The organism is Canicola haemoglobinophilus (genome assembly GCF_002015075.1).
Taxonomy (GTDB): domain Bacteria; phylum Pseudomonadota; class Gammaproteobacteria; order Enterobacterales; family Pasteurellaceae; genus Canicola; species Canicola haemoglobinophilus.
This window is the reverse complement of record NZ_MUXZ01000037.1, coordinates 12456-34940: the sequence shown is the minus strand read 5'-3', so window position 1 is coordinate 34940 and position 22485 is coordinate 12456. Positions and strand designations below refer to the sequence as shown.

Below are 22485 nucleotides of genomic sequence, written 5' to 3'. Positions count from 1 at the left end.
ACTTTTGGGGTGCAGATCAGTTAAAGGGCGTTTTATCTATTACTTAGCTGATAAATTACACAGCAAAAAAATTTATAGCCCTTTGCGAAGTGGATATAATGTATTTCAACCAAGTAGAAAAGGATATGACAATGAAAATACTTAACCGATTACTTATGACTACGTTTCTAGTAATCATTTCCTCAACCTCTGTATATGCTAATAGTCCTGAAAAACAATTTGAGCAAGGGCTAGCAGCTTATAACAAACAGGATTATGCTAAGGCCTTCGAGTTATGGAAACCACTAGCAGAAAAAGGTTATGCAAATATTCAATATAATTTAGCTTTGATGTATGAAGAAGGGAAAGGTGTTAAGCAAGATTATATCGAGGCGGTAAAATGGTACGAAAAATCTGCTGAGTTGGGGGATGCGCAATCTCAATTTAGTTTAGCGATAATGTATTACAAAGGCTTAGGCGTTAAACAGAATTATCATCAATAGGTAAAATGGTTGAGAAAAGCTGCGGAACAAGGTCACTCCGATGCTCAATTTAATTTGGGCGTAGCCTATTAAAAGGGCATGGAGTAAGATAAGATGATATGCAAGCGAAAGAATATTTTGGTCAGGCTTGCGATAATGGTGAACAATTGGGTTGCGATTACTATCGATTGCTCAATAGCGGCAGACAGTGAGCTATTTTGGCTAAGTACTCACTTGGTTAAAAAATTTATATTTCCCCTGTAACATCCTGTTTGTTTATTTTCAAATCTAATAAATTGGGGTATTATGAGTTCTTGTGTTCGGCGCCGAACCAAAATTTTAGGATACTTTGCTATCAATATTTTTACAGAATTATGCAATTAGAACGATTACAGAAAAAATTAGGTTATCAATTCGTTAACCTTGATTACCTCAAACAAGCTTTAACTCACCGAAGTGCTGCCGCATTGAATAATGAACGTTTAGAATTTCTTGGAGATTCCATTCTGAATTTTGCCATTGGTAAAGCCCTTTATGAAAAATTTCCTAAGTCTGATGAAGGAGAATTAAGCCGAATGCGAGCGGCTTTAGTGAAGGAACAAACCTTAGCGGTCGTGGCTCGTCAATTTGAATTAGGCGATTACTTAAAGCTAGGCGCTGGTGAGCTAAAGAGCGGTGGTTTTCGCCGAGAATCTATTTTATCTGACTGTGTTGAGGCATTAATCGCTGCGATTTATTTAGATGCGGGGATAGATGCTGCGTTAGCTCGTGTTTACCAATGGTATCAAGAATTGCTTGAGCAAATAAAGCCGGGAGAAGCTCAAAAAGATCCCAAAACACGTTTACAAGAGTTTTTACAAGGCCGACGTATGAAACTCCCTGAATATGAAGTAATTGAGATTAAGGGAGAGGCACATAATCAATCTTTTAAAGTGAGTTGCAAGGTAGAAGGGCTGACAGAAGTTGTTTTTGGGCAAGGCACTAGCCGCCGAAAAGCCGAACAAAATGCCGCCCAGCAAGCGATTGAAAAGCTGAAAATTAAATAATCATATAAGGGATAAAATTATCCTTATAAAACGAGAGAAAAAATGACAGAACAAGAAACATATTGTGGTTTTATTGCCATTGTTGGTCGTCCTAATGTTGGGAAGTCCACGTTGTTGAACAAAATTTTAGGACAAAAAATTTCTATTACTTCACGTAAAGCGCAAACTACAAGACATCGCATTGTTGGTATTCATACTGATGGAGCTTATCAAGCTGTTTATGTTGATACACCGGGATTGCATATTGAAGAAAAGCGCGCAATTAATCGTTTAATGAATAGAGCAGCGAGCAGTGCAATAGGCGATGTTGATTTGATTATTTTCGTGGTTGATGGCACTCATTGGACAGATGACGATGAAATGGTGCTGAATAAATTACGCCAAGCCAAAGCCCCCGTGGTATTAGCCATTAACAAGGTAGATAACATTAAAAATAAAGATGAGCTTTTGCCTTTTATTACAGAAATTAGTCAGAAGTTTGAGTTTAAAGAAATTATCCCAATTTCAGCTCAACGAGGTAATAACGTACATAATTTAGAAAAAATCGTCCGCACTTCTTTGCGTAAAGGTGTGCATCACTTCCCCGAGGATTATGTAACAGATCGTTCACAACGCTTTATGGCATCAGAAATTATTCGTGAAAAATTGATGCGTTTTACAGGAGAGGAATTACCTTATTCCGTTACAGTGGAAATTGAGCAGTTTAAACTTAATGAACGTGGTACCTATGAAATCAATGGATTGATTTTAGTTGAGCGTGAAGGGCAGAAAAAAATGGTAATTGGAGCGAAAGGACAAAAATTAAAAACTATTGGTACTGAAGCGCGTCAAGATATGGAACGTTTATTTGATAATAAAGTACATCTTGAATTATGGGTGAAAGTGAAATCAGGCTGGGCTGATGATGAACGAGCATTGCGTAGTTTAGGTTATATAGACGAATAAAATAAAAGGAGACAAATAATGTATTTAGAACAAGTGAGGGCTGAATTACTAGAGGCGCAAGATGTGCTAGATAAATTTATCAATGATGAAAATAATATCAAATTAATTCAGCAAGCCGCATTACTTATTTCAGACAGCTTTAAACAAGGTGGCAAAGTATTATCTTGTGGTAATGGTGGATCACATTGCGATGCAATGCATTTTGCTGAGGAATTAACCGGACGTTATCGTGAAAATCGTCCGGGTTATCCAGCGATAGCTATCTCAGATGTAAGTCATCTGAGTTGTGTTAGTAATGATTTTGGCTATGAATATGTATTTTCTCGTTATGTAGAAGCAGTTGGACAAAAAGGCGATGTTTTATTCGGTTTATCAACTTCTGGTAATTCAAAAAATGTCTTAAATGCGATTGAAGCTGCGAAAGCAAAAGGTATGAAAGTGATTGCTTTAACAGGAAAAGACGGCGGAAAAATGGCTGGGATTGCCGATGTAGAAATTCGAGTACCGCACTTCCGTTATGCAGATCGTATCCAGGAAATTCATATTAAAGTCATTCATATTTTAATGATGCTCATTGAATTTGAAATGGCGAAAGTTGAAGGTTAATGCGCTTTTTAGTCTTTCGGTGTATTTCAAGGAAAGATTTTATCGTAAATCGTAATCTTTCCTTTACTTTTAGTACAAATTTAGATTAAAATCGCAACCCTTATTTTAGGGTCAATAATTTGTTTATTGAACACTATTAAATTTTGCAAAATATTAATTAATTATTGAGGTGATGGCTTATGCCAGTAATTAAAGTACGTGAAAACGAATCATTTGACGTTGCATTACGTCGTTTTAAACGCTCTTGTGAAAAAGCAGGTATCTTAGCAGAAGTTCGCAGCCGTGAATTCTATGAAAAACCAACAACAATTCGCAAACGTGAAAACGCAATTCGCGCTAAACGTCACGCAAAACGCGTAGCTCGTGAGAATGCACGTAATACACGTTTATACTAATTAAAAAATTTTTTAATTAAACTCGAGTTAAGCAGACCGTGAAACCAGTAGGAATCACGGTTTTGTTTCTTTTAGAATTTCTTTATTATATTTGCTTTTACAGCATTCCTAAGCTAGTTTATCCCTCATTCTATACATTGAAAGGATTTATCTCTTTATGTCAGGCACAATACCTCGCTCATTTATTGACGATATTTTAGCTAGAACAGATATTGTAGAACTGATTAACTCTAGGGTTAAACTTAAAAAACAGGGGCGAGATTATCAAGCTTGTTGCCCTTTTCATCACGAAAAAACGCCTTCTTTTACCGTTAGTCAGAAAAAACAGTTTTACCATTGCTTTGGTTGTCATGCTCATGGTAATGCCATCTCATTTTTAATGGAATATGACAAGTTAGAATTTGTTGAGGCTGTTGAAGAGCTAGCCGCTTTACATGGGTTAGAAGTGCCGAGAGAAAAATCTCATCAGTTTAATGGAAAACCGCAAGTTAGCTTTAAAACAAAGCGAGATTTGTATGAATTAATGCAAGAAATTGCAAAATTCTACCAAGAACAGCTTAGCCAAAATATTCCAGCACAAAGCTATTTACAGCAACGAGGTCTATCCGATGAAATTATCCAACGTTTTCAAATTGGCTTTTCTCCCGCTCAATCTAATATTTTCATAAAAAAATTTGCTACAAATAGAGATGATGTTCAGAGGTTATTTGATGTCGGAATGCTAAATAAACGAGAGCGCGGTGAATTATTTGACCGTTTTCGCCAACGAGTGATATTTCCTATTCGTGATAGACGTGGGAGAACAATTGCTTTTGGTGGACGGATTATTACGCAAGAGGATAATAGACCTAAGTACCTAAATTCGCCGGAGAGTGTGACCTATCATAAAGGTTATGAGCTTTATGGCTTATTTGAGGCATTGGAAATTAATGCTAATCCTGAAATGCTACTTGTCGTGGAAGGGTATATGGATGTTGTTGCTTTAGCGCAATTTGGTGTTGATTATGCAGTGGCATCTTTAGGGACAGCAACAACCACAGAACAATTGCAATTAGCATTTCGTTCAACTGAGCAAATTATTTGTTGCTATGATGGTGACAGGGCTGGGAGAGATGCCGCTTGGCGTGCATTAGAAAATGTGCTTCCTTTATTAGAAGATGGGCGACAGTTAAAATTTATTTTCTTACCAGAAAAAGAAGATCCTGATAGTTTTATTCGTCAATATGGCAAAGAAGGATTTGAGAATTATATTCAGCAAGCACAATCATTAAGTGAATTTCTGTTTAATAGCTTAAGTGCTCAAGTGGATTTTTCTTCTAAAGAGGGAAAAGCGAAATTAGTTTCTCTTGCTGTTCCGCTCATTGATAAAGTACCTGGAGAAATGTTGCGTTTGTCTTTACGTGATACGTTGGGCCAGAAAGTTGGTATATTTAATCCAGACAAGTTAGAGCAATTATTGCCTAATAAAGAGATTGAACATAAGAAAGTTGTACCAACAGTAAAAAGAACGCCCATGCGTGTTTTAATTGCTCTTTTATTGCAAGATTCGAATTTGGCTAGAATAGTACCTGACTTATCTCCATTAAGAGTTTTACAAGAGCCGGGCTTAGATTTATTTGAGCAAATAGTAATGCTTTGTCGTGAAAATGTGGGTATGACCGCTGGACAAATTTTGGAGCACTGGCGAGATACAGAATATAGCCAGCCTCTTGAGATTTTAGCTTCATGGCAACATGCTGTTGATGACAATAAAGTGGAGCAAGAATTTAGAGACACTCTAATTCATCTTTATAAACAACTAGTTGATAGACGTATTCAGGAATTAATTGGGCAAGAGCGTACAGGTGGTTTGACGAGTGAAGAAAAAATGGAATTAGCGCAATTATTATCGAAAAAGCAAGAAAAGAAATAGTTAATCTTTGATAAGAATGGTAAAATCCCCCATTCTTCAACCCTTATTAATCGAGGCAGATATTAAATGGAACAAAGTAAACAATCTCAATTGAAATTGTTAATTGCACGAGGTAAAGAACAAGGTTATTTAACTTATGCCGAAGTGAATGATCATCTTCCTGAAGAGCTTGTTGATGCAGATCAAATTGAAGATATTATTCAAATGATCAATGACATGGGGATTCAAGTGCTTGAAAGTGCACCAGATGCCGATGATTTAATGCTCAATGAGAATATTACTGATGAAGATGCAGTTGAGGAAGCAACACAAGTATTATCCAGTGTAGAAGCGGAGCTAGGTAGAACAACAGATCCTGTGCGTATGTATATGCGTGAAATGGGAAGTATTGAGCTTCTTACTCGTGAAGGTGAAATTGGTATTGCAAAACGTATTGAAGAAGGGATTAATGAAGTTCAAAGCTCAGTAGCAGCTTATCCTAAAGCTATAGACTACCTTCTAGAACAATATGCTTTAGTAGAAGAAGGAGGGATGCGTTTAGCTGATCTCATTACAGGTTTTGTTGATCCAAATGCAATTGTTGAAGAAGAGATTATTGAAACGGAAGATATGCTTGAAGATGCTGATGATGAAGAGCATGAAACAGGCAATGTTGATGACGAAGAAGAGGAAGACGGTGAAGATAATAGTAGCTCAGATTCTGATTCAGATAATTCAATTGATCCTGAAGTTGCGCGCGAGAAATTTGAGGCATTGAGAGAGCAACATCAAAAAACCTTGGATGCGATTGAAAAGCATGGTCGTTCACGTAAACAAGCAAAAGATCATATTCAAGCTTTAGCAGATATTTTTACCCAGTTCCGTTTGGTACCAAAACAGTTTGATGTTTTAGTAAATTATATGCGCGATATGATGAAATCTGTTCGCCAATATGAAAGACAAATTCAAAAAATAGTTGTTGATCAGGCTAAAATGCCAAAAGAAAATTTCCATAAATTGTTTATTGGTAATGAAAGCTCTGAAGCTTGGTTAGAAAAAGCTTTAGCCGCAGGAAAACCTTGGTCAGAAAGACTTATGCAATACGAAGGTGGGGTTCGCCAAGGAATAAACCAATTATTAAAAATTGAGCAGGATACGAATTTAACTATTTCTCAAATTCGTGAGATCTGTGACAAAGTAGCACAAGGCGAATTAAAAGCTCGTAGAGCAAAAAAAGAAATGGTTGAGGCAAACTTACGTCTAGTTATCTCTATCGCAAAGAAATATACAAATCGTGGACTACAATTTTTAGATCTCATTCAAGAAGGAAATATAGGTTTGATGAAAGCGGTAGATAAATTTGAATATCGCCGTGGTTATAAATTTTCAACTTATGCAACATGGTGGATCCGTCAAGCGATTACACGTTCCATCGCAGATCAGGCGCGTACAATCCGTATTCCAGTGCATATGATTGAAACCATTAATAAATTAAATCGTATTTTGCGTCAAATGCTGCAAGAAATGGGGCGTGAAGCAACACCTGAAGAATTAGCAGAACGTATGGGAATGCCAGAAGATAAAATTCGTAAAGTGTTGAAAATCGCTAAAGAACCTATTTCAATGGAAACGCCAATTGGCGATGACGATGATTCACATTTAGGTGACTTTATCGAAGACAATACTTTAGAATTGCCATTAGATTCGGCAACAGCACAAAGTTTGCGAGCCGCAACTCACGAAGTATTAGAAGGCTTGACACCACGTGAAGCAAAAGTCTTACGGATGCGTTTTGGCATTGATATGAATACAGATCATACTTTGGAAGAAGTTGGGAAGCAATTTGATGTAACGCGTGAACGTATTCGTCAAATCGAGGCGAAAGCCTTACGCAAATTACGTCATCCAAGTCGTTCTGAAACCTTAAGAAGTTTCTTAGATGAATAATGGAAAAAGTGTTAGGGGATGAAAATCCCCTTTTACTTTTTCTAAAACCTTTCTTTTTTATACCGCACTTTTAATAGTATTCCTCTATATTTTGTATTTATTTTTGAAATTTATTTAAATTATTTTGTCTTTTATTAAATTAAATTTAATTGTTAAATATTTTTGTAATATTTTTTAATAAATTTGTTTGCAATATTTTTATGTTTTATTGCATATTAATCACGAGCCAATTAACAGCTCTTAATTATTATATAAATAAGCAAACAAAACATTTCAATTAAGAAGGAAACAAATTATGTCAGCAATCGTATCATTAGAGGATTTTTTAGCAAAAGTAGAGCAACGTGATGGTCATCAGCCAGAGTTCTTACAAGCTGTACGAGAAGTTTTAACTTCTATTTGGCCATTCTTAGAAAAAATCCAAAATATCGTTCTGAGGCTTTATTAGAGCGTTTAGTCGAGCCTGAACGTGCATTTCAATTTCGTGTTGCTTGGACTGATGATAAAGGTCAAGTTCAAGTAAACCGTGCATTCCGAGTGCAATTTAATAGTGCAATTGGACCATTCAAAGGTGGTATGCGTTTTCATCCTTCCGTGAATTTATCTATTTTAAAATTCTTAGGTTTTGAGCAAATTTTCAAAAATGCATTAACAACATTGCCTATGGGCGGTGGTAAAGGTGGTTCAGATTTTGATCCAAAAGGTAAGTCTGATGCAGAAGTGATGCGTTTCTGCCAAGCATTAATGGCTGAATTATATCGTCATGTAGGCCCAGATACTGATGTTCCAGCAGGTGATATTGGCGTGGGTGGTCGTGAAGTTGGTTATCTTGCTGGTTATATGAAAAAATTATCTAACCAAGCGGCTTGTGTGTTTACAGGACGTGGTTTGTCATTCGGTGGAAGTTTAATTCGCCCTGAAGCAACTGGTTATGGTTTAGTGTATTTTGCACAAGCAATGTTAGCTGAAAAAGGACAATTTTTTGCAGGTAAAACAGTTGTCGTGTCTGGTTCAGGTAACGTGGCACAATATGCGATTGAAAAAGCATTACAATTAGGTGCTAAAGTAGTGACTTGCTCTGATAGCTCTGGTTATGTGTATGATCCAGAAGGATTTACACAAGAAAAATTAGCCGCACTTTTAGACATCAAAAATGTGAAACGTGGACGTGTGAAAGATTACGCAGAACAATTTGGTTTGCAATATGTGGAAGGTGAACGTCCTTGGGGCGTGAAAGCGGATATTGCGCTACCTTGTGCAACTCAAAATGAATTAGAGTTAGCTGATGCTCAACAATTAATTGCAAATGGTGTTCAACTTGTGGCTGAAGGCGCAAATATGCCTACAACTATTGAAGCTACTGATGCTTTCCTTGAAGCTGGTGTATTATTTGGACCGGGTAAAGCAGCAAATGCTGGTGGAGTTGCAACTTCTGGCTTAGAAATGGCGCAAAGCTCACAGCGCTTATATTGGACCGCGGAAGAAGTTGATGAAAAATTACACCGTATTATGTTAGATATTCATGCAAACTGTAAAAAATACGGCACTGTTGAAGGACAGGAAAATATCAACTATGTGGTAGGAGCAAACATTGCAGGCTTTGTTAAAGTGGCAGATGCAATGTTAGCGCAAGGCGTTTATTAATCTCCTATAACATCAATTAAACCTTCTTATTTGCTTACCGCACTTTGTGAAAATAAAGTGCGGTTAGTTTTTTATAGTTTTTAGTTATTTTGTGTAATGAATTTGTCTAAGTGCGATATTGCTTTTTAGGTAGCAATTCTGTTAAATCTGCATCTACTGTGCGAATATGAAGTTAGTTTGAGTGAAGTAAATTATGTGTCAACTTTTAGGAATGAATTGTAATACACCAACGGATATTGTCTTTTCTTTTGAGGGATTTCGGCGTAGAGCTGGATTAACGGATTGTCATTCTGATGGCTTTGGTATTGCTTTTTTTGAAGGGAAAGGAATTCGTGTTTTCCGTGATAATCGCCCGGGACATTCTTCACCTATTGCGGATTGTATTAAACAATACAATATAAAATCACTAAATGTGGTTGCTCATATTCGTAAAGCCACACAAGGTGATGTAAATATCGAAAATACTCACCCTTTTATTCGTGAACTTTGGGGAGAAAATTGGGTTTTTGCTCATAATGGTAACTTAACTTCGTTACCTGATATGACCGAAAGTATTTTTCAGCCGATAGGTTCAACAGATTCAGAAACTGCTTTTTGTTATATGCTTAGTCAATTGAAAAGTCGTTTTGCCAAAAAGCCCAATGAACAAGATATTTTTGCCGCAATTCAAGAGATCACAAAAGAGTTAACTCAAAGAGGAACGTTCAATTTTATTCTATCTAATGGGAAATGGATGATTGCGCATTGTTCTACAAATTTACATTATCTGACTCGTAAAGCACCATTCGGCAAGGCTCAACGAATAGATGATGATAATGTTATTGATTTTAGGGATTATGCTAAAGAAACAGACAAAGTGACTATTATTACAACTTTTCCACTAACTAAAGATGAGCATTGGAATAAGATGATGTCAGGTGGTTTTGTTATGTTTAAAGATAGTGATAAGGTGGCTGAGATTTTAGGTGTTGAATCTGAGATTATTGATGATGGTACGCTTGGAGTGCAAACGTTTGCTTAAATGTGGTTAGAAATTCTACATATCGCCATTTTTTTCATTAAAAAGTTTTTTTACACTATTAATTTTTATTAAGATCATTTAGAATTCCGCAGTTTAAAATTTTTTTACTTACTTGATCAATAAGGGAGCATACGATGAAAATTGTTGAAGTTAAACATCCATTGGTAAAGCATAAAGTAGGCTTAATGCGTGCTGCGGATATTAGTACAAAGGATTTTCGCCAATTAGCAACAGAAGTGGGAAGTCTGTTAACTTATGAAGCAACGTCAGATTTAGACACTGAGAAAGTGACTATTGAAGGGTGGTGTGGTCCAGTTGAAATTGATCGAATTAAAGGTAAAAAAGTCACTGTAGTTCCTATTTTACGTGCTGGATTAGGTATGATGGATGGTGTGTTAGAGCATGTACCAAGTGCGCGTATTAGCGTGGTGGGTATGTATCGTGATGAAGAAACTCTCGAGCCAGTTCCTTACTTCCAAAAATTAGCCAGTGATTTAGAAGAACGTTTAGCTATTGTTGTCGATCCGATGTTAGCAACAGGTGGATCTATGATCGCAACAGTTGATTTATTAAAAGCGAAAGGTTGTCAGCATATTAAAGTATTAGTATTAGTAGCTGCGCCAGAAGGGATTAAGGCTTTAGAAGCTGCACATCCTGATATTGAATTATATACAGCATCAATTGATAGCCATTTAAATGAACATGGCTATATTATTCCTGGATTAGGTGATGCTGGCGATAAGATTTTTGGTACGAAATAAGACCAAAATATAAAACGGCAATGAATGCCGTTTTTTTCCGCGTAATCTATTGAAAAATGGACCGCACTTTTAGTTAATTCAGACAGAGAGTTGAAACTTAAATGACAAATCAAAATCAAAATACACCCGTAGACGTTCAGGGTGGCATCAAACAAGCATTCATTGGCTTACAAATGTTATTTGTTGCATTTGGTGCATTAGTATTAGTTCCATTAATCACAGGATTAGACGCGAATACAGCATTATTAACTGCTGGAATTGGTACCTTACTTTTCCAATTATGTACAGGTAAGAAAGTTCCGATCTTTTTAGCCTCTTCTTTTGCTTTTATTGCGCCAATTCAATACGGTGTTGCAACCTGGGGAATTCCTGCAACAATGGGTGGATTAGCTTTCGCTGGTCTAGTTTATTTCGCATTAAGCCTTTTGGTTAAATTGCGTGGTGCGGGTGCTTTACAGAAAATTTTCCCTCCTGTTGTTGTTGGACCTGTTATTATCATTATCGGCCTAGGATTAGCGCCTGTGGCAGTTGATATGGCAATCGGGAAAGGTAGTAACTATGAATATAGTGATGCAGTTCTTGTATCAATGGTCACTTTATTAACTACTTTATCAGTAGCTGTTTTTGCTAAAGGTATTATGAAGCTTATCCCTATCATGTTTGGTATTGCAGTGGGTTATGTCTTGTGTTTATTCATGGGTTTAATTGATTTTACTCCTGTGGCTAAAGCCTCTTGGTTCTCCTTGCCAAATTTAACCACTCCAGAGTTTAAACTTGAAGCAATTTTATATTTATTACCAATAGCGATTGCACCAGCAGTTGAGCACGTTGGTGGTATTATGGCAATCAGCTCAGTGACTGGTAAAGATTTCTTAAAAAATCCAGGTTTACACCGCACTTTATTGGGTGATGGTATTGCAACATCGGCAGCATCTTTATTAGGTGGCCCACCAAATACAACTTATGCAGAAGTAACAGGTGCGGTTATGTTAACACGCAATTTTAACCCTAATATTATGACGTGGGCTGCGGTTTGGGCAATTGCAATTTCATTCTGTGGTAAAGTTGGTGCCTTCTTATCTACAATTCCAACCATTGTTATGGGGGGAATTATGATGCTAGTTTTCGGATCTATTGCCGTGGTCGGTATGAGTACATTAATTCGTGGTAAAGTAGATATTACAGAATCACGTAATTTATGTATTATCTCCGTCATTATGACCTTTGGTATCGGTGGTATGTTCGTTAATCTGGGAGAGGTGTCATTGAAGGGTATTAGTTTGTGTGCAGTTGTTGCAATTATTCTAAACCTAGTTTTACCACCTGCTAAAAACCAAATCGAAGACTAATTTTACTCGATAAAAATAGGAATAGGTTCACCTGTTCCTATTTTTTCTGTATGATCATACAGCTTTAATCTTGAATGGAATTATTTATTGAGTAAACAACTCCCTTTGCCTATTCATCAAATAGATGATGAGACTTTAGAGAATTTTTACAGTGACAATAATTTATTGTTACTTAATTCCTTGCGTAAAAATTTTATTCAAGTTCAGCAACCATTTTTCTATATTTGGGGTGCAGAAAGCACAGGTAAAAGTCATTTACTTAAAGCATGCTCAAATTACTTTCTCTCATTGCAACGTAATGGAATTTACATTCCTTTGAGTAAATCAGAATATTTTTCTCCTGAAGTTTTAGATAATTTAGAACAACAAGAATTAGTTTGTTTAGATGATTTACAAGCGGTTATGGGCAATCATGAATGGGAGTTAGCGATTTTTGACTTAATGAACAGAGTTAAGGAAAGTGAGAATACATTGCTGCTGATAAGTGCGGATCAATCTCCAGCAAGTTTAAATATTGCTTTACCTGATCTTGCTTCACGCTTGAACTGGGGCGAAATTTATCAACTAAATCCATTAAATGAACAACAGAAAGTGGAAGTAATAAAACGCAATGCGTACCAAAGAGGTATTGAATTGCCAGATGAAACCGCTAATTTTTTGTTGAAACGTTTAGACCGTGATATTAAATCCTTATTTGATACCTTAACTTTGTTAGACAAAGCATCATTACAAGCACAACGTAAATTAACCATTCCTTTTGTTAAAGAGATATTAGGTCTTTAATTACTATCTCCTATTTCAAAATGTTCTAATTCCAGAATTTTTTGTGATATAAAAAAACTGGCTATGATATTTCTCACAGCCAGTTTTTATTCTAGTTATTACTCAGCATTATAGTTAATCACATTAAAGAATCGCTTACTGCTATCTTTACCTGCGTAACCACTTTTTTCCCAGAATGCTTCTTTAAACCAACGTTCAAATTGTTGTTTACTTTTGAACGTCACTTCACCGAAGTTTGGATCGAAGAATACAACCTGTTCGCCTTTCACACTCGCTGCAACAGTATGTGAACCGCCTTTAAGGTTAATAGAAATTTTCTTAACCCCAGATGCTGTATCGCCTGTATCTAAAATTGCTTTCGTTAAGGCATTAACATCAGTGTTGGTTACTGTGCCAGCCACTTCATCTTTACGGCTAAATTCACCCACTTTTTTCTGTTTAGGTGTAACGCCCTGTTCAAGCAACCAAGATTCAGTAAATTTGAATTGTTGGTTAGCCGTTGTACCGCTGTTAATAAATTCCGTTTGTAATTTTTTAACCGCTGCAAAGGCTTCTTTATTCAAGTTACCTGTTTGACCTTCAGGATAAAGCTCTTGGAATAAGTCTTTATCTTGAGTTACTTTCTTAGTGATCCAGAATGCACAAGTCGCTTCACAAGCACCATGTTGAGTTTCGTTATGTTTAATAATTTCGTTAAATACTTCGCCCTTCGATTGTGCAAATTTGAAGCTCACTTCGCCACCAAAGGCTTCTACCGAATTACGAACATCGTGAATTTTCTTACCTACTTTGATCGGTTGGAAAGTATCTTTCACTTTTTGTAATGCGGAGCGAGGTTGCTCCACCAATTCAGAATTATTAACTTTATCTGAAATTGGGGTTGCGGCTTTTGGTTGAGCTGGCTTTGCTTTTTCAGCACTACCTTGTTCTTGAGCAGCTTTGGCTTCCACTTCTACCTTCGGCTGTTCTGCTTTTGGCTGTTCCGTTCTTAGTGGTTCCGCTTTCGGCAACTCAGGAACTTCCTGTGGTTGAGCCGATTTCGGTTGAATGCTGTCTGCATCAGAAACTTTACTGACAGCCTCTTTCGCTAGATTGCTATCCGCACTTTCTGTTGGTGCTGATTTTGGTTGTACAACATCCGCTGTCACATCTTGTGAATTTCTACCTAAAGTTTCTAAGAAGACTTTAACCACTTCACTACTTGTTGCCGATTTTGCATTTCTTTTGGTTTGTGGAATGATTTGTGTTTCAAAATCTTCATCAAATTTCTTAAATGCTGGGTAGCCCGCATCTAACAAGAGTTTATTGACGATAACACGTGTCATTCGTCCGTTGCCTTCTGCAAATGGGTGGTAAGCAATCAAACGTTGATACACTAAGCCCGCAAGTACGCTTGGCTCAATGCCTTTTGCTTTCGCTTGGTTGATAAAATCAACGGTTTCCGCAAGTTGTAAACGAGCTGCTTCAGGGCTTGAGAACACTGCATTTTCCTTAGTTAAAGTCTCTTTCTTGTACAGAATACGGTTTTCGCCTTCATCTGGGCGTAAGCCATGATTGAGTTTCTCAACCATATCTACCGTTAAATCTTTACCTTTACTTTCAGCTAAGAAGTTTTCAATAGCACCTTTCAACTGTTCTTTCAATTCAGGATTTTTCTGAATGGTTTTTGACGTACTTGCTAAGGCATCGGCAATGCTTTCTGCTTGTTTATCCGTTTCAGAGAGCGGTTCATTTTTCGGTAATTTTTTCACTAAATCTTGAATCGCATTAAAATCTTCAACCGTTGGTTTGAAGGTAACCGCATCGTTAATGCGTTTTTCAACTTTCTTCGCCCCTTCGGTTAGAATTTCATCAAATTCAGGTAAGTTCCCCATTTGTTTGATCGTCGCTTCTGGGATCGTTTTCTTCGCCGCTTCTCTTGCTTCATTCAAGAATTTTTCGTTTTTCAACACGTTGTTCTCAAATTGGCTGTTACGAGAATCTTCTAAATCAATCAAGCCTTTAAGGTTGAGATTATCCGTAAGATTGTCGTAGTTAGGTTTTGCCGCTTCTGTTGGTTGCTCAGCCACTTTTTTCTCTGCTTTTGGTGCTGATTTTTTCTCAGTTTTATCACTTGCGAAGAAGTTTCTCAGCTTATCTAAGAGAGAGCTTTTCTCTTTTGGTGTTGCGGTAACTTCAGAGTTAGTTTCCACTTTCGCTTTTTCTACAACGGTTTCTTCAACAGCCGCTTTAGGTGGTGCTGGCTGGCGAATTTCTTCATAAATACCATCACTGTCCCCCTGAGTTTTTGGTGCAACAGGCAATTCAGGTAAAGGGCGTTTAGCGAGAGATTGTGGTTTTTCCCCAATTTCCGCATAAGTATTATCAGCTTCCACTTTCGCTTTTGGCGTAGCTGGCAACTCAGGCAATTTACGTTTTGCCAAAGACTGTGGCTGTTCAGGAATTTCCGCATAAGTATCATCAGCTTCTACTTTAGCTTTTGGCGTAGCAGGTAACTCAGGCAATTTACGTTTTGCTAAAGATTGCGGCTGTTCAGAAATTTCCGCATAGGTATCATCCGCTTCCGTCTTAGCTTTTGGCGTAGCAGGTAACTCAGGCAATTTACGTTTTGCTAAAGATTGCGGCTGCTCAGGAATTTCCGCATAAGTATCATCAGCCTCCACTTTCGCTTTTGGTGGTTCAGCTAAAGAACGTCTTGATCTCGGTTTTGGCTGCTCGCTAATTGTTGAATAATCCCCATTATCAGCTTGAGCAAGCGGTTGTTTTTGCTCATTTTCTTGCAATTTCTTCGGTTTATTCACTTCTGCATAAAGTGGTTCAGCTTTATCTTTTGCAACTTTAGGCTGAACTTCGGTATTTGCCTGTGGCTTGCCTGCTTTATTCACTTCAGCATAAAGCGGCTCAGCTTTACCACTTTGTACAATCGGTTGTTTTTCCACATTGTCTTGCGATTTATTCGCTTTATTGACTTTGGCATAGGTGTTGTCAGTCTCAGTGGTAGTGCTTCTGTGGTTGTCAGCATTTGGATAGCCTAATCTTGCGTAGGTATCATCATTGCCTGCAGATTTATTTCTACGCATATCCGCACTTTGATCACCTAAGGTTGAGTAAGTTGGCTCTTTGATCTCAGAGTAAGGATTTTCATTATCCGCAGATTTAGCTCTACGATTATCCGCACTTTGATCGCCTAGTTTGGAATAAGTAGGCTCTTTGATCTCAGAGTAAGGATTTTCACTATCCGTAGATTTAGCTCTACGATTATCCGTACTTTGATCACCTAAGGTTGAGTAAGTAGGCTCTTTGATCTCAGAATAAGGATTTTCGCTATCCGTAGATTTTGCTCTACGATTATCCGCACTTTGATCGCCTAGTTTGGAATAAGTAGGGTCTTTGATCTCAGAGTAAAGATTTTCGCTATCCGTAGATTTAGCTCTACGTGTATCTGCATTTTGATCACCTAGCGTTGAGTAAGTTGGATTTTTAATTTCAGAGTAGATATTTTCGCTATCTGCTGCTTTATTTCTATGAATATCCGCACTTTGATCTCCAACTTTGGAATAAGTTGGTTCTTTAATTTCTGCATAGATGTTTTCACTATCCGCAGGTTTGGATCTACGGAAGTCAGCATTTTGATCACCAAGTTTTGCATAAGGTGAGTCATTAATTTCTGCGTACACAGGTTCGCTTAGTTTGCTGCGAGGCGTTGAGGCGTTATCGTTGGCTTGCTTGATTTTCTTAACGCCTTTACTACCTAACTCTGCAATATCTAAAACTTCAAAGCCAAATTTTGTTTTTGCAAAGCGATCATTTTGTTGCACTTCTTTGGCTTTAGAAAGATCTTTGTTGATATTCTCTTTTGTTTGAATACCAGCAAGAGTCGATTTCTGCGTTGCTTCATAATGGATCTGTTCAGTACGTCCACCTCTTAAGTTAAGTTGTGGTGTACCTCTTTCGTTGATACCTACCGTAGCACCAAAGTTTCCACCATCTTTATGGTGTGAATCTTGGATATTCTCGCTAGTCACTTTACCCGTAATTTGAACATCTTTTCCTTTATTGCGATCTTCAATATAGCCCGCTTTTAAATCAACATTGTTTAATTTACCGGTAATTTTGTCCGCACTTATGCCAGATTGTTGTAGAACTTTCTTACTTTTTTCGTATTCATAACCATAGCCAGCACCAATGCTACCATTCGGAATAATTTGGGCTGCACTCGTGACAGATGCTCCACCAGAAACGGAAATGTCCACATTACTTGAGGTTCTTTCTAACTCACTTTGTTGTGAATGAATGTTTGTTGTGCCTTGAATATCAACATTAACATCTTTTGCCTTCACGTTTGCACCAAGTAAATTTAAGTCTTTACCTGCCGCTAAAGTCACTTTTTCACCTTCAATTTTACTGTTGGTAATTTCTGTGGCTCTTGAGGTGGACTTGTTATAGCTTGCTTCAACACCAGATGAAACACCCACAGCACAACCTGCACTCATTATTCCACAAGAAGATGAAACGCCATCATAAATTTTGACATTTGATGAAGCAGAAATATCAACTTTTGATGATGTACCACCAACAAGGTTAATGTTTTCTTTTGCAGTTAATTGAATTTCGCTTTCTTTATTACTTTCGGTATTTTTTAGCGTGATTGAGCCGTCTCTGGCTGTTAATGCCGTATTACCGCCTAAGTGAGATTTAGTGTCTTTACCTTCGATAGAAAAGACTTCTGAAAGTCCAAGTTCTGCTTTTCTTCTTGCAGAAGTGCCAATTAAATCCCCCGTTACCACATTAAGTACATCGCTTGCACCCTGTAATACCGCAGTTCCATCTTGTTTTAAGCCATTTTGAGCATTTCTCACTTGAGTGCTCACGCTGGTGGCTAAATCGGCAATAGCAGAGTGAGCCTCAATTTCTAAACCAACCTTAATACCTTTGCTACTGTGCTGAATATCGATGACATCTTTCGCCTTTTTCGATGAAATGCTTGCAGCAGATAATTCAAATTGCTTATCTTTAGTCGCCGCCGCACCCTTATTGATATCTAAGTTACCAATTTCCGCATTTTTGCCCACGAAGAGTTTTCCACTTTCAGCATTGAGTTGGCTGTTATTATGAATAAGTGCACTTTCGGTGTTTTTCGTGGATTGTAAAGATAAACCAAGAGCAAGATTTGCCGTTGAAGTATCACTCTCATTGTCAATTAAGAATTGTTCTTTTTCTGTACTGCTTAGTTTTGCACTTGCAGACATACCAAAAGCCCCAATCACTGCATCTAATTCCAATGAGTTCACCATTTTATTTTCTTCTTGATGAACAATATTTTTGCCAGCTTGGGTATTGTATTTTCCTTTGACTGTACCAGATATTTCTTTGGTATGAATTGCACTGCCTTTTTGATTCAAATCATTACCAATATCTAAATTTAGTTTTTCTGAAGCTAATACTGTTCCCACCGAATGCGTTGATTCAGTGTGTTTATTTTTATAACCGGCAATATGGGTAAATCCACGAGAAATAATAACACCTTGGCTTTGTTCACTTTTCACTGCTTGGCTATCAGTTAAATTAAGATTTTTAGCCTTAATATTGGTTTCTTTACCTTTAATATTCGCCGCTCTTGCATTGATATTTTCTTTAGTTTCTAAACTTAATTTATTCTCAGAAATAATATTAGCTTTAACAACTTCAGTATTTCCTTTTCCATCTACTTTCGTTTTTGCAGAAATATCAATACCTTCCTTCGCTTTTAAGGAAATATCTTCTTTGGCTAAAATATTACCGCTGTTATTAATTTTACCTTCAGCATTAATATGGGTTACTGAAGATGAAATTGTACCTGCGTTATTCACATTTTGAGCATCAAGACGGATTTCTCTTGCTTTAATTAAGGCATTGCCAAGTCCTTTATATTTCTCTGCATCTTTTAAGGTTTCTGTGCTCAAATAAACCTGTGGAATAAAGACTTCTTTACCATTAACGGTTTTCTTCACATACCAAATAATATCTTCTTTCAGATTAGCTTGCTGCTCTTTGGTTAATGCTTTACCTAACGTGAGATCAAGGGTTTTAATTGTACCAGCAGCATTGTCCATTAAGCGTTTAACTAAATCTTTATCAGTTAAGTCATATTTAAGAGAAAGATGGTTATCTACTTTCTTCTCAATTGTTTTTTGAATGTATTGATGCTCAAAATAACTATCACCAATGACATTAACTGTGCCTTTTTCTGAGTGATTTACCACATTATTAAAGAAGTAATCAGCACCGACATAATCTTTTGGATTAATATATTTCACTCTGGTTTTATAAAGAGGTTCTATTTCAACACGAGGTTTATCTACATCATAAACTTTAACTAAATTACGCAGTGCAAAGTCATCTGCTTTGCGTCTTTCTTCTGCTAATTTATCTTCGTATTCTTTTAAAATCGCTTTTTCTTTGTCATCTATTACTTTATGCTTAGCCGTCGCTTCTTCTACGAGTTTGCGTTCTTCTTTTTGCTCTTGCTGCTTGATTTCTTCTTGCACTTTCGCTTTTTGATCAAGCTCTTTTTGACGCTCTTCACGTACTTCCGCTTCTTTGAGCAATTTAGCACGGACTTCTTCGTCACGTTTTTCCTGTTTTGCTCGTTGAAGCTGAGCTGATTGCTCATCTTCTCGTTTACGATTTTCTACACTTCTTTGACGAGCGGCTTCTTGCTCTTGTTGTTCTTTCAAAAGACGCTCTTTTTCTCTCTCAGATTCTGCACGAATTTCTTCTTCTGTTTTAAGTAAATTATCGTCTTCAGGATTTGTTTCTGGGCTAACATGATTATCTGTTTCAGGCTCAGGTCTAAATTGCAAAGTGCGGTCAATAAATAGATGTGTATTTGCTAAGAGGTCTAATAGCACAGAGAGGTCAACATCATGTTCTTCTTTATCTTCATTGGTAAATTCAGCAAAATCAATGCGTGGCACATTGATTGTATCGTGCCCAATAGAAATCTTATGATCGAATGAGTCTGTTTCGCCACCTGTACCATTTTGAACTTTTGTAATTGTCCCAGTAATGTTGTCAGCTAAAATTTTGGCTGTGTATTGTGAGCCTTGCGGATAAAAGATAAGTTTTGGATCCTCTTTTTTTGCTCTTTCCCAACTGGCTCTTAAGGTCGCTAAGTCTTGATTTTCCCAGTTTGGTCCAAAAACTTGAGTTAAGGCTGTTTGTAAGTTCTCAAATTTTAATGCTTTAAGATCTTTTAAATATTGTTTTGAACGAGCGTAATAACTCGCAGAATTTAAAGGATATTCATAATTTAATATTGCATTTAATAATTCAGAGATAGAAGTCACTTCTCGAGAAGCATCACCAGCTAAAGCAAGTTCAGCCCCAAAGAATTTCATTTTCGGTAAAAATCTAAAAATAAATCTTGAAGTGCGGTCATCAAAAACATCTTTTATGATGGATTTTTCTAGTCCTTTACCTTTATTGGTTAAACTAGTTGTACCATTATTGTTGAAGTCACCTTTTACATTAATCACACCATAGTTGACAATGCCTTGATCTTCTCTTTTTCCTGATTTGTCCTGAATAAATTCAAGTCCGCCTTCAGAATAGATTTGCCCGATTTTTGATATTTTTAATTTGGAGTAATCATAGTCATTGAAATGAGCGATTAATTTGTAGTGGTGAATTTCTACAGCACCAAAATCAAGATGCTCTGCGTATTTCTCTCTCAGAAATTTAACTGTGTCACCGCTCAACGTAACATCATTAACCAATTTTCTGGCTTTAAGCGTCATTTTTTCTTTGGAATACATTTCACCAAAGTTAAAAATATTTTCTTTTGCTGTAAGAGACATTTTTCCTTCAGAATGAAGGAATCCTTTATTGCTTATATCTTTTTCTGAAGATAAGGTAAGACCATTTTTACCACCGAGGAAACCATGATTCTCTAAATGATTTTTAGCCGAAATGTTGACTAATTTGCTACTTGCAATTAAGCCTTCATTATTAAAGGAATCACTTTTGATGGTGAGCTTACTATCTAATTGAATTTCTTGGTTTGTAGATAGCGAGAAATTATTTGTAGCTAGAGTTAGCTCTTCTTTAGCTTGTGCTAAATTATGTTGGCTAGCATTGAAAGTTGTTCCCTCATTAAAAGCAATTTCGGCAGTAACATTACTTTTGATTACCCCTTTGTTATTAAAGCCATTACTTCCATCTGCTCTTTGTCCATCAACTTTAATTCTTAATTTTTCTTTAGCTAAAATAGTATTGTTATTATTAAGATTTTTTGCATCTAATTTTAGATCTCTTGCTTTAATAGTGCCTTTATTTTCTAACTTATCGCTAGTAAGGGTTACATTGGTACCAATAATAGATGAAGTGCTATCAAGGCTAAGATCATTTTTAGCAGTTAAATTAAGTTCTTTACCACTAATTTTGCTCGATTTTGCTAATGCTACCTCTTTAGAGCCAATAGTAACGTTATCATCCCCTTTAATAGCGGCATTTTCATTTAAGGTTGTTTTTGTACTATTAACATCAACTTTTTTTCCTTGAACTTTACCAGTAACAGTGAGATCTTTAGTTCTCACAAAACTTACATTTCTATTGGCTTTTAATTCATTAACAGTGACATTTCCTTGTTGTCCTTTAATGTTAATATCTTTTTCAGCGAGGATAACGCCTTTATGATTTACCCCAGCACCAGTGTCAGTCACAATAAAGTGAATGATTTCGCCATACATAGCACCGAGTTCAGTACCTGTAATGATATCTTCATTGCTTACTTGATCACTAAGTTGAGCCGTTGCTTTTGTTGTAACGTTATATTTTGACGAACCAGCCACTAAAAAAACTTCAGTTTTTTCTTTGTCTTCTTCTTTTCCTTCTTCTCTTTGTTTTCTTCTAATCGCGCCTTTTTGATGAATTTTCTTCGCTACAATTTCAGCTGATTTCAAGCCATCAAGGGATAATCCACCTTCTTCGATGGTAATTTCCCCGCGAGTTACTTCAAGATTTATATTTTTACTAGGTGTAACAACTTTACTTGTTGAGGTAATAAAGCGATCAGTATTAAAAGTCTGTACACCATTAATGCTAATCCCGTTTGGGTTCACAATCAGTAAGTCAGCTTTTTGACCCGCAACTTCTAAGCCACCTTTTAGTGTGGTTTTTTCTGAGCCTGTTACTTGGGTAAGAATGGCTGTTGCAGATTTATCTTTTAAATTCTCATTTTTATCTAAATGACCAACTAAATGAGATGTGAATTTATCTGTATTATTTTTAAATACAGCGCCATTTTCTACGCTAAATTTATTAAATCTGTTATCAGAAATACCATCTGTTTGTGGTGCATTAATATCAATAATTACGACCTTATTAGCGGTTGTTTCTACTTTTATATTGCTATTATTTTCAGTCACAATATTAGGATTAACATTGCTATTCGCAAAAACAGCACTAGACAAGCTCATTAAGAAAATCGCCTGAATACATTGTGCAAGTTTTGATAATTTGGTTTTAGGTAAATCTTGGCTTACTTTTTCTTGATTACTTTGGCTATTTTCTTTGGTATGGCTGATATATTCTGCAACAGGTACTAAGCAAAATTTAGTGTGACTAAAAATTAATTTATAACAATTCTTGTTCATG

12 protein-coding genes and 1 pseudogene are annotated in these 22485 nt (G+C 36.6%); 12 read left to right on the top strand and 1 reads right to left on the bottom strand.

The features are described 5' to 3' along the window. The first annotated feature begins 131 nt into the window (after window positions 1-131). The 12 genes and pseudogenes from B0186_RS12045 (at window position 132) to hda (ending at window position 12849) form a co-directional block, all read left to right on the top strand. Window positions 132-482, top strand: coding sequence for a tetratricopeptide repeat protein (locus B0186_RS12045; RefSeq protein ID WP_235817221.1), 351 nt, complete (start codon window positions 132-134; stop codon window positions 480-482). A 353-nt stretch (window positions 483-835) separates the two neighbouring features. Next, a complete protein-coding gene (gene rnc / locus B0186_RS09785; protein ID WP_078219195.1) occupies window positions 836-1507 on the top strand; it encodes a ribonuclease III in 672 nt (223 codons plus the stop codon). 42 nt (window positions 1508-1549) lie between these two features. Then, complete coding sequence (era, locus tag B0186_RS09780; protein ID WP_078219194.1) at window positions 1550-2452, top strand: GTPase Era; 903 nt, start codon at window positions 1550-1552, stop codon at window positions 2450-2452. 18 nt (window positions 2453-2470) lie between these two features. After that, window positions 2471-3058: a D-sedoheptulose 7-phosphate isomerase gene (lpcA, locus tag B0186_RS09775; RefSeq protein WP_078219193.1), complete on the top strand. Its 588-nt coding sequence runs from the start codon at window positions 2471-2473 to the stop codon at window positions 3056-3058. A gap of 179 nt (window positions 3059-3237) precedes the next feature. Continuing rightward, window positions 3238-3453, top strand: a complete 216-nt coding sequence (rpsU, locus tag B0186_RS09770; protein ID WP_078219192.1) for a 30S ribosomal protein S21 — start codon at window positions 3238-3240, stop codon at window positions 3451-3453. 157 nt (window positions 3454-3610) lie between these two features. Further along, on the top strand, window positions 3611-5365 hold the full coding sequence (gene dnaG / locus B0186_RS09765) for a DNA primase (RefSeq protein WP_078219191.1): 1755 nt from the start codon (window positions 3611-3613) through the stop codon (window positions 5363-5365). Between the two features lie 66 nt (window positions 5366-5431). Further along, window positions 5432-7291, top strand: a complete 1860-nt coding sequence (gene rpoD, locus B0186_RS09760; RefSeq protein ID WP_078219190.1) for an RNA polymerase sigma factor RpoD — start codon at window positions 5432-5434, stop codon at window positions 7289-7291. Window positions 7292-7586: 295 nt separating this feature from the next. Continuing rightward, window positions 7587-8935: pseudogene (gdhA, locus tag B0186_RS09755) on the top strand (NADP-specific glutamate dehydrogenase). 193 nt (window positions 8936-9128) lie between these two features. After that, entirely contained in the window at window positions 9129-9956 is an 828-nt protein-coding gene (locus B0186_RS09750; protein ID WP_078219189.1) for a class II glutamine amidotransferase, read from the top strand. Between the two features lie 134 nt (window positions 9957-10090). Beyond that, window positions 10091-10717 carry a uracil phosphoribosyltransferase gene (gene upp / locus B0186_RS09745; protein WP_078219188.1) on the top strand — a complete coding sequence of 209 codons (627 nt, stop codon included), beginning with the start codon at window positions 10091-10093 and terminating at the stop codon, window positions 10715-10717. Between the two features lie 101 nt (window positions 10718-10818). After that, window positions 10819-12066: a uracil-xanthine permease family protein gene (locus B0186_RS09740; RefSeq protein WP_078219187.1), complete on the top strand. Its 1248-nt coding sequence runs from the start codon at window positions 10819-10821 to the stop codon at window positions 12064-12066. 87 nt (window positions 12067-12153) lie between these two features. Beyond that, complete coding sequence (gene hda, locus B0186_RS09735) at window positions 12154-12849, top strand: DnaA inactivator Hda (RefSeq protein WP_078219186.1); 696 nt, start codon at window positions 12154-12156, stop codon at window positions 12847-12849. A 98-nt stretch (window positions 12850-12947) separates the two neighbouring features. Here the strand turns inward: hda and B0186_RS09730 are convergent, their stop codons facing one another. After that, complete coding sequence (locus B0186_RS09730; RefSeq protein WP_078219185.1) at window positions 12948-22484, bottom strand: YopT-type cysteine protease domain-containing protein; 9537 nt, start codon at window positions 22482-22484, stop codon at window positions 12948-12950. Between the last annotated feature and the right edge of the window lies 1 nt (window position 22485).